The organism is Endozoicomonas sp. SCSIO W0465, from assembly GCF_023716865.1.
Classification (GTDB): Bacteria; Pseudomonadota; Gammaproteobacteria; order Pseudomonadales; family Endozoicomonadaceae; genus Endozoicomonas.
The window spans coordinates 912,743-926,005 of the sequence record NZ_CP092417.1 but is presented as its reverse complement, the minus strand read 5'-3'; the positions used below and the strand labels follow the sequence as shown (position 1 = coordinate 926,005).

Genomic DNA, 13,263 nt, shown 5'->3' with positions numbered 1-13,263 from the left:
CCACTATGGCCGCTCACTTCAGAGCTGTTACACAAAAGTGTGCACACTTTGATGGAGAGCCCATGGCCTCATTAACCGAGACTGATCTGCACTTCGACACCGGCTGCCAGATCCAGTTTCATCAGTGCGTCTACAGTTTTTTCGGTGGGCTCGATAATGTCGAGAAGACGCTTATGGGTACGGATCTCATACTGGTCACGGGCGTCTTTGTTGACGTGTGGAGAAATCAGTACCGTAAAACGTTCTTTTCGTGTTGGCAGAGGGATTGGACCACGAACCTGCGCACCAGTTCTTTTTGCAGTATCAACGATTTCCTGCGTAGACTGGTCAATCAGGCGATGGTCAAAAGCCTTCAGGCGAATACGAATTTGCTGCGCCTGTGAGGACTGCTTTGATTGTTGGCTCATTTTGTTCTAACCATGGCATCTATAAAGAACAAAGTCCGGTGAACTATGTCACCTGGACAAAAGGACGCGAAATTCTACTAACCACAAAACCTGCTGTCAATACAAGCGTTCAAACAAGTTTTTGTTATATGAGGGGCTGAGGGTTATTTATCGGGCGGGCACTATACTGGGCTGGCGGGGAAATTGAATAGGGACTATCGGAAGGCAGACTGGTTACAGTCCACAATTCATCAATCTCCTATCGTTAATTTTCTATAAGGTCGAGCATTTTTCCCCACGGATTTTTAATTACTCTGACTGCCAACTGACTTTCTATGTCTGAAAATGCCTCCTGAGCTACTCGTTTTTTAAAACCGCAACGCCCTTTAGACATTTTGCCTGATTTCAAATCTTTTACCGCTTCCGAAAAGTCACAAACCTTGTCATAAACTTTGTGGCTCACTTCTTCGTCAGAAACATAGCATGCGGTCTCTGCTGCACTCTTAAGAAATGATGCGTACAGCCAATCATCACTCTTGACGGAATCAACAAATTCGGTCATTGACTGCTCTTTAAATTCATTATGATTCGGCAAATGCAACATTTGATCCCCACCCATGGAAAGCGCTACATGAGCGTTACCGTAAAAGAGAATAATATCGCCCGGTTCCGGAACAGTATCGTGCAAAGGTAAGGAATTCTCCATGCCAAACAGCTCAGTGATTTTCCCGGTATAATCAAAGTCGCTGCTCATGGCCTCGTTTTTTTTCATCCATTTTACCAGTTCATCCTCAGGCAATACTCCACTTTTCATCCCCGCCTGTAAAACCCCCTCCCAACAGTTAAGCCTGGATTGCTCATTGATCGGTTTGCCATGTTTCACCAGCTCTTCCATACCATTTTTACCACCATCAACATTCATCGCCGGCGGTCCCCAGTGATACCGACCAACCATCTTATTGGCAGCCTCCACTACTTTAGCTCCTGCCGCATTGGCATGGTCAGATTGAACTTTTATCTTATTATTAATTGCTGTTGATGAAATCTTATAGCTTGACAAGAGTTTCGCAACAAACTTGATACCGAACTGAAAGTTACGCTTTGCGATGTGCTGGCCTACTTTGCGCTGATCCGCTGTCTTGCCAACATTCCTGGTTTCCGCGTTATCACAATTATTATTCACCACCCCCGGATTTTTGTTAACCTTCATAAATTCATCATCCCTGATCATTATTCATTGGTTATATCCTTACAATCATAGTAAAAAGCCATTAATAAGAAACGGATCATTCCAATGTCACCCTGCAGACACAGCCCTTATAGGCGACATAACTTTTGTCTATATAGTAAAGCGAAAGTGCCATTATAATGTCCCACCTTAATTATGGCTTTCTCATTAGAACGATATTTACGGCCTTATTTCATGCAAAATCCAACACTTAAACTCTGGCTGGCGTTCTGTGCAATGCTGCCGCTTGGGATTTTTCTGCTGATCGGCGCCAGCTATAAACCACCCGAGTCCCTAATGTATTGGCCCTGGATTCCGTCACTGGGTATTGATTTTTCACTCCGCCTTGATGGCCTCAGCGTCCTGTTTGCCAGTTTAATCAGCGGCGTCGGGTTTCTGGTCCAGCTCTATGCCCTGACTCTTGATCACATCTCTCCAGCGCTGAACTGCCGGGCTATCTGCCAGGTTTTTACCCGATCCTGCAATTTCGCCCAGCCTTCCCATACCACTAACCAGCCGGGCTGCCCTGTATGCTTTGAATCACCCCAACCACCAAGCCGAGCAATCGTTTGAAGCAGCCAAGTGACTGTTGGCGGCTTATCGGGCAACGCTTTTTTTTCATAGGTTAGCCAGAGAACCTGCCATTCATCATCACTGACCACCTCATTCGCGAGTGTTTTTTCACTCCAAAGCTTTCTGTCTTTGTGCTGCCTGTCATTCGGTAACATTAATGCTTCACGGATTTGCATTAGTCTGACAGCGACAAACATTAACCTGATTACCACTGATCGTACGTCATGACACAGGGAAAGATAATTTAAGAATATACGTGCAGCTTTTCATTCTTTATGTCTATAACCCGGTAAAGAAATAATAGAACCTCTCCAGTATTACCGGTGGAGCAGGCATCATGACGGCTTGTTCTCCAGATTATCAACTAAATTCGGTTTCATAACCGCTCCGAACAAGCAAAGACCCACATCATCATTCGAAATAATGATATTAATACGTCAACTGACTTTCAATTATCGGTTGATGGCTAACCCGGTTTCCACTGGACGTCTGGCAGTTTGAGAAGTCGATCCGGCATCGGTGCTGTATTGACTGCAGCCCGACCTAGCCTTGAGATCATTGAAGGCATATCAAAACGCCGGTTAAACCGATAGTTGAACTCTGATAGATAACGGCCCAGATGCTTGGGGTCGAGCTTATGGTAAGTACCGGTAATCGCTGTTTTCACGTTTCCCAGCATGGTATTTACCCAGGTGAACAACTCATTCTCCATGGATGCATGCCCACCACCGGTAATGATGGCTGTGTGCTGGCATCCGGCATCTTCAATACCCCGGAAACAGGACAAGCCATCGCTGACGGCCCGGACACCCTTTTTCAGGGCATGTTCTGCCCACTCCTGAATGGTTTTTCGCCGGAAGTTATCAACGGCATTGAACTTCATGTAGATAGGGTGGTTATCAGCATCTGTCTGAACTGCGGCCACGAAGGGGGCTTTGTTCTCTGAGCCTCTGCCCCGGCGGCCTCCGTGGCGCTCTCCGCCCCAATAGGCGTCATCAATCTGAACAAAACCACTCAACTGCCAGCTGTTATCTCTTTCCATCATGACCTGCATGAGTTTGTGTTTCATGCGCAATGCGGCATTGTAGGAAATGCCAAGTTGTCGATGAAGCGTCAGGCAAGAAATCCCCGCTTTATTCTGGGTGACGAGATAGATACCCAGAAACCAGGTAGCTAGAGGCAGCTTTGTTGAGTCAAAGATAGTGTTACTGGTAAGCGAGGTTTGGCAACGGCAGCAATTGCACTGGAATTCAGCTTTCCGGTGAAGCTTGCAGAAACTGCGGGAGCCACACTTCGGGCATTGGAAGCCATCTGGCCAGCGCCAAGAGGACAGCGCGTTCTCACACTGCTCTTCACTGCCGTAATTAGCCAGAAATTGCATAATGCCAAGGCCTTTTTGGAACTGAATGGTGTTTTTACACATCAGTTTTACCTCCAAAACACATGACTATCGACGTTTATTATAGCAGCTGGCTCACGACGTAGGGTCGGTGGTAATCAGGAACATTAATATGACCGCAAGTCGTTCAATGTTATCCGGAGATTGCAGACGAAGCCTTTCTACTCCTGCTCCCGATTTCCAAGCCTTATGGAACTCTTCTATTCGCCATCGGAGCTCGTGAAATCGAATGATAGAGCGACAGTCTTCGAATGTTTCAATATCTTCAGTTGTCAATAGTACCCAGTGCAAACGGTCTTCGGAGTCATTGCCAATCTCTTCAGCCGACACAATATTCATAGTTACCGGTTCCGGCCTGCCGCCTGGCCTTTGCGGCGCCTGTATTGTCATCTTCTTTCTTTTGACCTGCAGCGTTGCCTTTCGCTTCTTTCTACCTCCTTTTTGAGGAACCACTATCGTATATTTCCCCAACACTTCAGTCTGAGCTAAGGAATCAAATAATAAGAGTTCGCCATCCACCAGGATTCTGTTTTGTGTAGCTCTTACAACAAACCGCTGTCGGTTATCCAGTTTGTAGTGCATATATTCGTATATATCCGCCTCCCGGTCGCAAACACTGATGATGTCAGGCATTTTACCCCCCATCCTTTGTTCTGTGTTTTCAGAGGCTCTTTGCCACTTAAAGCTTTCCTTTCCCTCGTAAGGTAGCTGACGACGTTGGTTCTTTTTCCCCCGCTGAACGTCCTCTCTAACCCATCGTTCTTGATCAATAAGCCCAATGCTTCGCTCTGTATCCGCATCAACCAAGAAGACAGAGTGGACGTGGAATCCTCTGGTTTTAGAGCCTTCAGGACCTCCAAGATCACCAAGCTCGGATCTGACAGCATGTTTATAACCCAGGGTTGTTGTATCTTCGAGAGCCAGAAGTAGGCGAGACTGTCTCGCTATTTTGGCAGTTGCCTGAAAGCCTGCCTCAGCTATTGCTTCAGGCTTTACGGCCTCATTCTCAATCAGCCGGTAAGCTCCAGTTACCAGTGCGGTATAACCTTCGCATGAAGATGACAAAGAATTACCGGTATGAGCTGAAAGCTCGGCAGCAACTTTGACAAGTCGTTTTGTACGTCGAGTATCGCCCAAATCAGCACATCCAAAAGTTAGTTCTGACCATGGTTTAGGAGAAAGTGGAAGCATGACCTGTTTTATCAGTGAGAAATGATAGAACAAGGTAGCTATTTGTGATCAAGAGACAGCTCTATGCCATCGCTTATATGAAAGCCTACAAAGGTCGCGGTGCGTTTCATCTGTATCTGACCCTGTTTATGCTGGCCATGCTGGGTCTGGTGCTGGCCGATAACCTGCTATTGCTGTTCGTATTTTGGGAATTAACCACCCTCACCTCTTATCTGCTAATTGGCTTTAACCACGAACAGGAAAAATCCCGCAAGAACGCTCTGCAAGCCATGCTGGTTACCGGCAGCGGCGGTCTGGCACTGTTGGCGGGCCTGATTATGCTGGGCGAAATGGCGGGGACTTACAGCCTCAGTGCCATCATTACCCAAGGTGTTTTGCTGTCTCAGCACGCCTGGTTTACCCCATCACTGCTACTTATTCTGCTTGGTGCATTCACTAAATCGGCGCAATTTCCCTTTCATTTCTGGCTACCAGGTGCCATGGCTGCCCCCACACCGGTCAGCGCTTATCTACACTCGTCCACCATGGTGAAGGCCGGCGTTTATCTGTTGGCACGACTGCTGCCCTTGTATGGCGACAGCACGTTATGGTTCACCCTGCTGTGCAGTGCCGGTGCTTTTACTGCGCTGTGGTGCGCCATACAGGCTTACCGTCAGACTGACCTAAAACTGATGCTCGCCTTCAGTACCAATGTCATCCTGGGCCAGCTGGTGATGCTGATCGGCATCGGCAGCAGCTATGCCGTCACTGCCGCGTTACTGTTAATTGCCGCACACTCCTTTTATAAGGCCGGATTGTTTATGGTGGTCGGCAATATCGATAAGGCCACCGGCACCCGTGAATACCATGAGCTGGCCGGCCTGCGTGCGGTACTGGCCATCAGTTTCACCGCCGCTCTGGTAACCGCAGCTTCCAAAGCTGGTCTGCCGCCATCGTTTGGCTTTCTATCCAAGGAATACCTCTATAAAGCAGGCCTCGAATTTGGCTGGGCGCTTTCCGGCATCATGCTGCTGGCTAACGCCATCATGGTTGCTCTGGCATTGCTAATCCTGATCAAACCTTTTTTAAAACCTCATCACCCAAAAGCCGCACCAATGAAAGCCGTTGAGCATAATCATCTGCTGTGGTTGCCGCCCATGGTTCTGGCACTACTGTCAGTTATTGTGCCGGTAGCATTGCTGAACTGGTATCAGGGTCTGGTGATAGATCCTGCTGCTGCAGTGATGCTGGCAACCCCTCAGGTGAAAACGGTCAAACTCTGGGAGGGCTTAAACCTGCCACTGTTGTTGAGCGCACTCACGCTGTTACTCGGTATCCTGCTCTATGTAGCTTATCCACGCCTGAAACCAAGGCTCGACCAGCTCCTGTCCGGGTTACCCTCCGGGCCAGCGGTTTATCAGCACCTGCTGGATGCGGTGATTAAACTGGCGAACTGGCAAACCCATGTGTTGCAGCATGGCCACCTTACCCAATACAGCCTGCAGTTCTTCCTGGTGCTGCTGGCTTTTCTCGGGACAGTTCTTGCCAGAGCGCTCTGGCCAATACACCCACTGCCCTCTATTGAATGGGGCCTGTATTACTACGACGTCGTTCTTGCAGTCTTTCTGGTCATCGCCGCTTTTGTAGTGGTTAAAGCTCGTACCCTGCTACTGGCGGTTGCCGCACTTGGCACCATTGGCTTTCTGACCACCATGGTATTTCTGGTTTACAGCGCACCGGATGTTGCCAAAACACAGCTGCTGGTCGAAACCCTTCTGGTCGTCTTTATTGCCATCGTGTTGCGCCACTTATCCGCAGTCAGCTCCGTGCCCCGGCATTCAACGTCTCGCCGTCTGGTTCACGCCTTCGTTGCTGCAGGTATCGGGATCAGCATCACTCTGGCGCTGTGGATCATCACTGCCGTCCCCATGAATCAGGCAATCTCCGAGTTCTATGCCCAAACCAGCGTCAGCGGTGGCAAGGGACGCAATATCGTCAATGTTATCCTGGTGGATTTCCGAGCTTTCGACACCCTTGGTGAGGCCGTCGTGGTGGTCATTGCCGGACTGGCCGCCGTCGCCGTATTGGCCGGTAAACGGATTAATAAGCTGGTCTCTGATACCGACAAGGAGCACCGTTAATGTCATCGATTATTTTTCGTACCAGTGCCCATTTCGTCACGGTGCTGATGCTGGTGTTTTCCGTCTACCTGCTGTTGCGCGGCCACAACAATCCGGGCGGTGGGTTTATCGCGGGTCTTATTGCGGTGATTGCCTTTGCCCTGTTAATGCTGGCTGAAACCACTGGCTATGTGCGCGACCGCCTGGTCTATCCACCTGCGGTCTTTGCCGGCTCCGGTGTATTAATAGCGCTTCTGGCCGGACTGCTGCCACTGTTCTTTGGACAGCCTTTTCTCTCTGGTCTGTGGTGGGGCAAAATGGGTAGCCCACTGTTGTTTGACATCGGCATCTATCTTGCCGTGATCGGCTCCGTACTGATGGTCCTGCTCAATGTGGAAGAGGAGTTAAGTTAATGGAATTTCTCTGGTGCCTGGTCGTCGGTCTGATGACGGCCTGCGGTGTTTTCCTGATGCTGGAACGCCATATCGTGCGCTTTCTGTTCGGTATGATTCTGGTCAGTAATGCCATCAACCTGGCCATTTTTGTCGCCGGCCGATTAACCCGTGGTAATCCACCGTTGATTGCCAGTGACGCTTTACTGCCTGCTGCCGGTTACGCAAACCCACTGCCTCAGGCACTCATTCTTACTGCTATCGTGATCGGTTTCGGCCTGCTGTTATTCACCTTATTACTGGCCTATCGCGCCATCAAAGAGCTTGGCACTGCTGACATGGATAAAATGCAACACGCGGAGGCCGGGCAATGACGCATTGGCTGCTGGTTATGCCTGTTTTTATTCCGTTGCTTACCGCAACGGCCTGCGCCTTCAGCTTTCGTGCCAGTTCACTGTCGTCTGTGATCAGCTGGTGCGGTGCGATCGCCAATCTGTGTGTCGCCCTATTGCTGATGCAACAGGTTATCTCAGGAGGACTGCAGGTGACCGCTTTTGGGGACTGGAAAGCCCCCTTCGGTATTGTCTTTGTTGCTGACCTGCTGTCTGCCAGCATGGTATTGATTACTGCCATTATCGGTACCGCCATTGTGCTATACAGCACCGCCGATTTACGCAGCAAACCGTTCTATGCTATTTATCACAGCCTGATTCATGCGCTGCTGGCCGGTGTTATGGGCAGCTTTTTAACCGGAGACATCTTCAACCTCTATGTATTTTTTGAAGTCATGCTGATTACTTCATTTGGCTTGATGGTGCTGAACGCAAATAAGCAGCAAGTGGATGCTGCGGTGAAATACGTCGTACTCAACCTGATATCCACCATGGTTTTCCTGCTGGCTATCGGTCTGCTTTATGGTGCTACCGGTACATTGAATATGGCCGACCTGCACGCCAAAGTTGCACAGCTGCCGGACACCACCATGATGCTTGTTTCCGGGCTGTTTCTCTTTGGTTTTGCCATCAAGGCATCGGCGTTCCCGGTCTTCTCCTGGCTGCCAGCATCCTACCATCACCTGCCCAGCGCCATCGTTGCCCTGTACGCTGCGCTGCTGACCAAGGTTGGCGTTTACGCCTTGATGCGGGTCTTCACTGTCGTGTTTGACCTTGTTGACAGTGGTTACCAGCCATTACTGATTGTGATTGCCGGCCTGACCATGCTCACCGGCGTTCTCGGTGCTGCCAGCCAGTTCAATATTAAACGAATACTGTCGTTTCATATTATCAGTCAGATTGGGTATATGCTGATGGGGCTGGCCATCTATACACCGCTGGCCATTACCGGGGCGATTTTCTACATCATCCATCACATTATTGTTAAGGCTAATCTGTTCCTGATTGGCGGCTTTCTGAAACGTAAACAGGGCAGCGATAACCTGCGTGAGCTCGGTGGTGCCTATAGCGCCATGCCCTGGCTGGCGCTGCTGTTCTTAATTCCGGCTTTCTCTCTGGCCGGCTTTCCACCACTGTCCGGTTTCTGGGGCAAGTTTCTGGTGATCAAGGCAAGCCTGCTAACTGAAGACTATCTGCTGGCTGCAACTGCGTTGTTTGTTGGTCTGATGACCATTTACTCCATGACTAAAATCTGGGCAGAAGCGTTCTGGAAACCGCTGCCGGAGAATGCAGCAGCACCCATTACCCTGACGTGGAAGGAAAACTGCCTGTACATCGTACCCATTGCGGCACTGGCGGTGATTACCATTCTGATCGGTTTGGTGGTCGAGCCCATTTATCAGCTGGCAGAAACCTCCGCAACAAACCTGCTTAACCCACAGCCGTACATTGAAGCAGTGCTGGGCAACGACACCCGCTCGTATACGACGGAGCTCTCTTTACTCACAGGAGGGTCGCAACAATGAACCTGTTTTTATTAAACATTCTCCTGGCATTTGGTTGGATGCTGCTGAACGGCAACTACGGCAGTACCGATTTTACCATTGGTTTTGTGGTTGGTTTTTTTGCCCTGCTATTGACGGAACCGTTCCGGAATAAACCCAATTATGGGCGCAAGTTATGGGCAGCCCTGAAACTGCTGTTGGTCTTCCTCTACAAGCTGCTGACCAGCAGCCTGCAAGTAGTATGGGATGTCATCACACCTACCCACCTGAGTCATCCGGCCATCATCAACGTGCCACTGGCGGTTGAGTCTGACTTTGAGATTATGTTGCTGGCCAATATCGTATCGCTGACACCGGGATCACTGAGCCTGGATGTCAGTGAAGATCGCCGGTATTTGATCATCCATGCCATGTTCAGCCAGGATGAGCAATCGGTGATCGACGACATTAAAGACACATTGGAACGCCGTATTCTGGAGGTGACCCGTGACTGACCTGATGGCGTTTGCGACTAACTTCGCCTTTGCCGGTCTGTTAGCCAGCCTGGCCCTGGCATTTATCAGGCTGTGCAGAGGCCCCTCTCTGGCTGACCGGGTTATTGCTCTGGACCTGATTGCCTTTATCACCATCGGCTTTATTGGTGTGTTTACCATCTACAGCAACGCCACTGCGTTTATGGATATTGCCATTACTCTGGCGCTGGTTGCGTTTCTCAGCACCATTGCCTTTGCCCGCTTTATCATGCGCGTGCCATCGGGTCACTCGGTGACAGACTCAAACCCGCGCCCAGGAGAAGAATTATGATGGATTGGGTGGTCGCCAGCTGTCTGATAGTCGGAGTACTGTTCAGCTTTTTCTCTGCGCTGGGTATTTTACGAATGCCGGATGCCTATATTCGCATGCATTCATCCACCAAGGCGGGCACCATTGGGGTGGGTTTGATTATGGCGGCTGTTGCGCTGCACTTTCACGATACGTCTGTTATTTCACGGGCTGTGGGAATTATCGCATTCATTCTGATGACGGCTCCTGTTGCCGCACAACTGCTGGGTAAATCGCTGTTGATGAATAACTACAAGATGTGGCGTGGTCATCAGCAGGATTAGTTCGTGCAGTATCTTCCCCTCTGAAACTGGCCTGACATTTCAGGCCTTTAGTTCCTTCCGCTGCCTCCTTACTCTCCACTTCGGGTCAACAGATGATGGGGAAATAATTAAAGGATAATTACCCGGGAGGCTGCCAGGGAACTTCCTGTTTTCGGGCTTGTCAATTTGAACAATGAATTAATGATTTCATTACTCTTAGTATTGTCGGCAATAGCGCGTTTAAGAGTGGAACAAGACCATGAACTATCCTGTGTCTTCAGGTGCAGCAGCAGGCCTTTCTCCAATGATGCAGGATTGGCCTGTAAATCAGCCTGAAAAAACTGCGCCCGCCAACACTCTGTCCGCTATCGCACTCCCGGAGCCAGGCCCTCAGAATCAGGCCCTGCAGAATCAGCCTTTGCAGCAACGAAGGATTACCGAACTCCCTACTGAACTTCTGGTCATGATTTTTGACTGCCTTGAATTCGATGATATCCGGCAGGTCAATGCAACCTGTCTTGCCTTCAGGGAAGTGGTTAAAGAATTCAATTATATTCAGGAACTGTCTTATTTTGCCCGACTTCCCCAACACTTCCGGGAACAGTACCAGAAAACGGTCCCGCAGCAGAAAAAATACCTGCACTTGCATCCATTTGCTGCGTCAGCCCCCCTCAACGACCGAGTGATATCGTTCAGAGAGAGGAAAGTTAAGAGCCTGCCACAGACACCCGCGCTACTGTGCCTCAGCACATTAGGGAAGATGGAACAATGCCCGGCTTACCATCTGGTTGAGCGATTTAAAGTAACGCTCCCTCTGCATAGGTTTGCAAATAATCAGGCTGGCGTTGCTCAAGATGTGTGCTTCAGCCCGTCCGGTTGTCATTTGTTTTTTTTTGGCCACCATTTGAATGACTCTCGACTTCTGGCCAGGGATGACCGGGGGCAATGGGCAGAAGAGCACATTAATTGGTCCGATAACAGTGAGCGTCGGGTAATTATCGAGGCAAACTTCAGTGCTTGCACAAATCGCCTGTCAACCTGCAGCCAGCAGCATTGTGTTAATACCTTACGACCTGCTCACAGCGGTTGGGACGACGTCGGCACGGTAACTTTACGATCGGATCAGGATGTCGAATTCAGCCGTTCGGGGAAATATATGGTGGCCTTAAGCAGCAACAACCCGGTAAACGTCTGGCGCATGAATGGAGATGATGGTTGGCTGAAAATGGAGGTTCGCGGCCTCGACCCGAAAACGCCAGTGGTTACCACCCTGTTCAGTCCATCGGAGCAGTATCTGGCACTGGTTAACGCGCAGCAAATGACGATGTTAGCTCTGGATGATCATGGCGCCTGTTCAGCGCAGCCGTTGGAATTATTAACAGAAGGTCGTATTGAATATGTCACATTCAGCCAGATGGCAGATCAACTTCTGGTGGGTATTGCCGGAGATGGTCCCCAAAGCAAACGGGTCTCAATTTACCGCCCAAAGCCATCGGGAATATGGGAAGAAGCCACAATTTTTCCGGACTTCCGTCTAGTTTACTTCAGCCCCGCCGGTAACTACTTATTCACTAACAGTGGACGTGATGTGCTGCTATTGCGCATACCGGAAGAATGGTCTGACCGACCGCTGGACCATCTTCCATCGCCGCCGCTGGAGGCCCCATCAAGAGCGGAGTTTGACTCAATAAATCTCCATAATCGTTTCCATGTGGAAAGTGTCGTGTTCAGTCCGTCTGACCGCCACATACTGGTCAGCTGCGAGCACGGCACTATTTATTGCATCTGGGGGAGGAGCCAGGCAGAAGAATGGTCTCTTCAAACCCTTTCCAGGCAATACTCACCACCACTCACCAGATACTGCTTTAGCCTGTCTGGCCTTCATGTATTGACTTACAACAGTTCGAAGATAGAAATCCTGGGACACCGCGATCGAAAACACTGGGCACTTAAGGGGGTTATCAAGCAAGACTTTATAACGAAAGCCAGCTTCAATCCAACGGCAGAGCATGAAGTGTTGGTCATGAGCTTTACTCCGGATCACGGCACTTTTAATGTCACTCTGCGCGTCTGGGAAATAAGTGATTCAGGCAAGCCGATTCCGGCAGCATCATCAACCCAAAGCAGCAATGGAATAGCGGAGGTACTACAGAATGAATGATGGCTTAAATCAATCATCATCTCTGCCAGCAGGAAAGCAGCTATTCATTTGCTTCTGAATCAGGATCAAACCGGGAAGTTATTTTGGGGTAGATCCCAACAACAAAGGTCAATAATGTTCAGCACAGGCAAACCGGCAACATAAATAAGAGTACCTATACTGCTTTTTCAATCGAGGGACCGGTATGCTCCAGCGTGCTCTGGGAGGCTGCCAGGGAACTTCCTTTTTTCGGGCTTGTCAATTTGAACATTGAATCAATGATTTCAATAGTCTTGGTATTGTCAGCAATAGCGCGTTTAAGAGTGGATCAAGACCATGAGCTATCCTGTGTCTTCAGGTGCAGCAGGCCTTTCAATGATGCAGGATTGGCCTGTAAATCAGCCTGAAAAAACCGCTCCCGCCAATACCCTGTCCGCTATCGCACTCCCTGAGCCAGGGCCTCAGAATCAGGCTTCGCAGAATAAGCCTTTGCAGCAACGAAGGATTACCGAACTCCCTACTGAACTTCTGGTCATGATTTTTGACTGCCTTGAATTCGATGATATCCGGCAGGTCAATGCAACCTGTCTTGCATTTCGGGATGTGGTCAAAGAATACAAATACATTCAGGAACTGTCTTATTTTGCCCGACTTCCCCTAAGCTTTCGGGAACAGTACCAGCAAAATGCTCCCTGGCAGAAAAAATGCCTGGCTTCGCATCCATTTGCCTCTTCAGCACCATTCAACAACAAAGTGATACCGTTCAGGGACAGAATAATAAAGAGCCTTCCGCAGCTGCCCGCACTACTATGCCTTGACACTTTGGGGAAGATGGAAAAGTGCCCGGCTTACCGGCTGGTTGAGCGGCATACA

General features: G+C 49.6%; 13 protein-coding genes and 3 pseudogenes. 11 read left to right on the top strand and 5 right to left on the bottom strand.

From position 1 onward, the window contains the following. Positions 1-71: 71 nt before the first annotated feature. The gene (gene rpsJ / locus MJO57_RS03820; protein WP_066014867.1) at positions 72-407 is read right to left on the bottom strand and encodes a 30S ribosomal protein S10; all 336 of its coding nucleotides are present in this window, start codon (positions 405-407) and stop codon (positions 72-74) included. Between the two features lie 244 nt (positions 408-651). Beyond that, positions 652-1,596, bottom strand: a complete 945-nt coding sequence (locus MJO57_RS03815) for a C40 family peptidase (protein WP_252023106.1) — start codon at positions 1,594-1,596, stop codon at positions 652-654. A 174-nt stretch (positions 1,597-1,770) separates the two neighbouring features. Between MJO57_RS03815 and MJO57_RS33115 the strand changes: the two are divergent. After that, positions 1,771-2,019: pseudogene (locus MJO57_RS33115) on the top strand (hypothetical protein); the annotation flags it as partial. 20 nt (positions 2,020-2,039) lie between these two features. On the opposite strand, the gene MJO57_RS03810 reads toward MJO57_RS33115, so the two are convergent. The 3 genes from MJO57_RS03810 to MJO57_RS03800 form a co-directional block, all read right to left on the bottom strand. Continuing rightward, positions 2,040-2,399, bottom strand: a complete 360-nt coding sequence (locus MJO57_RS03810) for an IS4 family transposase (protein ID WP_252023104.1) — start codon at positions 2,397-2,399, stop codon at positions 2,040-2,042. Between the two features lie 254 nt (positions 2,400-2,653). Further along, positions 2,654-3,610 carry an IS1595 family transposase gene (locus tag MJO57_RS03805; protein WP_252017306.1) on the bottom strand — a complete coding sequence of 319 codons (957 nt, stop codon included), beginning with the start codon at positions 3,608-3,610 and terminating at the stop codon, positions 2,654-2,656. Positions 3,611-3,661: 51 nt separating this feature from the next. Further along, positions 3,662-4,777, bottom strand: coding sequence for an IS4 family transposase (locus MJO57_RS03800; protein WP_252023102.1), 1,116 nt, complete (start codon positions 4,775-4,777; stop codon positions 3,662-3,664). Positions 4,778-4,821: 44 nt separating this feature from the next. On the opposite strand from MJO57_RS03800, the gene mbhE reads away from it, so the two are divergent. The 10 genes and pseudogenes from mbhE to MJO57_RS33105 all read left to right on the top strand — a co-directional run. Continuing rightward, positions 4,822-6,897 (top strand): hydrogen gas-evolving membrane-bound hydrogenase subunit E, encoded by a 2,076-nt coding sequence (mbhE, locus tag MJO57_RS03795; RefSeq protein WP_252023100.1) that lies wholly within the window; start codon positions 4,822-4,824, stop codon positions 6,895-6,897. Then, positions 6,897-7,289, top strand: coding sequence for an MnhB domain-containing protein (locus MJO57_RS03790; protein WP_252023098.1), 393 nt, complete (start codon positions 6,897-6,899; stop codon positions 7,287-7,289). Before mbhE ends, MJO57_RS03790 begins: the two co-directional genes overlap by 1 nt. Next, complete coding sequence (locus tag MJO57_RS03785; RefSeq protein ID WP_066014866.1) at positions 7,289-7,642, top strand: Na+/H+ antiporter subunit C; 354 nt, start codon at positions 7,289-7,291, stop codon at positions 7,640-7,642. Before MJO57_RS03790 ends, MJO57_RS03785 begins: the two co-directional genes overlap by 1 nt. Beyond that, positions 7,639-9,186 (top strand): proton-conducting transporter membrane subunit, encoded by a 1,548-nt coding sequence (locus MJO57_RS03780; RefSeq protein WP_252023086.1) that lies wholly within the window; start codon positions 7,639-7,641, stop codon positions 9,184-9,186. Before MJO57_RS03785 ends, MJO57_RS03780 begins: the two co-directional genes overlap by 4 nt. Continuing rightward, positions 9,183-9,659: a Na+/H+ antiporter subunit E gene (locus MJO57_RS03775; protein WP_252023084.1), complete on the top strand. Its 477-nt coding sequence runs from the start codon at positions 9,183-9,185 to the stop codon at positions 9,657-9,659. Before MJO57_RS03780 ends, MJO57_RS03775 begins: the two co-directional genes overlap by 4 nt. Then, positions 9,652-9,969: a cation:proton antiporter gene (locus tag MJO57_RS03770; RefSeq protein WP_371924764.1), complete on the top strand. Its 318-nt coding sequence runs from the start codon at positions 9,652-9,654 to the stop codon at positions 9,967-9,969. The genes MJO57_RS03775 and MJO57_RS03770 overlap by 8 nt, the downstream gene beginning before the upstream one ends. Beyond that, positions 9,966-10,271, top strand: a complete 306-nt coding sequence (gene mnhG, locus MJO57_RS03765) for a monovalent cation/H(+) antiporter subunit G (protein ID WP_252023082.1) — start codon at positions 9,966-9,968, stop codon at positions 10,269-10,271. The genes MJO57_RS03770 and mnhG overlap by 4 nt, the downstream gene beginning before the upstream one ends. A gap of 238 nt (positions 10,272-10,509) precedes the next feature. After that, positions 10,510-10,743, top strand: a pseudogene (locus tag MJO57_RS33110) (hypothetical protein); the annotation flags it as partial. A gap of 267 nt (positions 10,744-11,010) precedes the next feature. Further along, on the top strand, positions 11,011-12,411 hold the full coding sequence (locus MJO57_RS03755) for a WD40 repeat domain-containing protein (protein WP_252023078.1): 1,401 nt from the start codon (positions 11,011-11,013) through the stop codon (positions 12,409-12,411). 315 nt (positions 12,412-12,726) lie between these two features. Further along, a pseudogene (locus MJO57_RS33105) lies at positions 12,727-12,954 on the top strand (hypothetical protein); the annotation flags it as partial. Positions 12,955-13,263 lie beyond the last annotated feature (309 nt).

What these genes read in the sequence shown, in the direction of transcription:
- MJO57_RS03780 (WP_252023086.1), top strand. Translation starts at nt 7,639, where the DNA reads ATGACGCATTGGCTGCTGGTTATGCCTGTTTTTATTCCGTTGCTTACC.
- MJO57_RS03800 (WP_252023102.1), bottom strand. Translation starts at nt 4,777, where the DNA reads ATGCTTCCACTTTCTCCTAAACCATGGTCAGAACTAACTTTTGGATGT.
- MJO57_RS03815 (WP_252023106.1), bottom strand. Translation starts at nt 1,596, where the DNA reads ATGAAGGTTAACAAAAATCCGGGGGTGGTGAATAATAATTGTGATAAC.
- MJO57_RS03785 (WP_066014866.1), top strand. Translation starts at nt 7,289, where the DNA reads ATGGAATTTCTCTGGTGCCTGGTCGTCGGTCTGATGACGGCCTGCGGT.
- mnhG (WP_252023082.1), top strand. Translation starts at nt 9,966, where the DNA reads ATGATGGATTGGGTGGTCGCCAGCTGTCTGATAGTCGGAGTACTGTTC.
- rpsJ (WP_066014867.1), bottom strand. Translation starts at nt 407, where the DNA reads ATGAGCCAACAATCAAAGCAGTCCTCACAGGCGCAGCAAATTCGTATT.
- MJO57_RS03805 (WP_252017306.1), bottom strand. Translation starts at nt 3,610, where the DNA reads ATGTGTAAAAACACCATTCAGTTCCAAAAAGGCCTTGGCATTATGCAA.
- MJO57_RS03790 (WP_252023098.1), top strand. Translation starts at nt 6,897, where the DNA reads ATGTCATCGATTATTTTTCGTACCAGTGCCCATTTCGTCACGGTGCTG.
- MJO57_RS03755 (WP_252023078.1), top strand. Translation starts at nt 11,011, where the DNA reads ATGGAACAATGCCCGGCTTACCATCTGGTTGAGCGATTTAAAGTAACG.
- MJO57_RS03775 (WP_252023084.1), top strand. Translation starts at nt 9,183, where the DNA reads ATGAACCTGTTTTTATTAAACATTCTCCTGGCATTTGGTTGGATGCTG.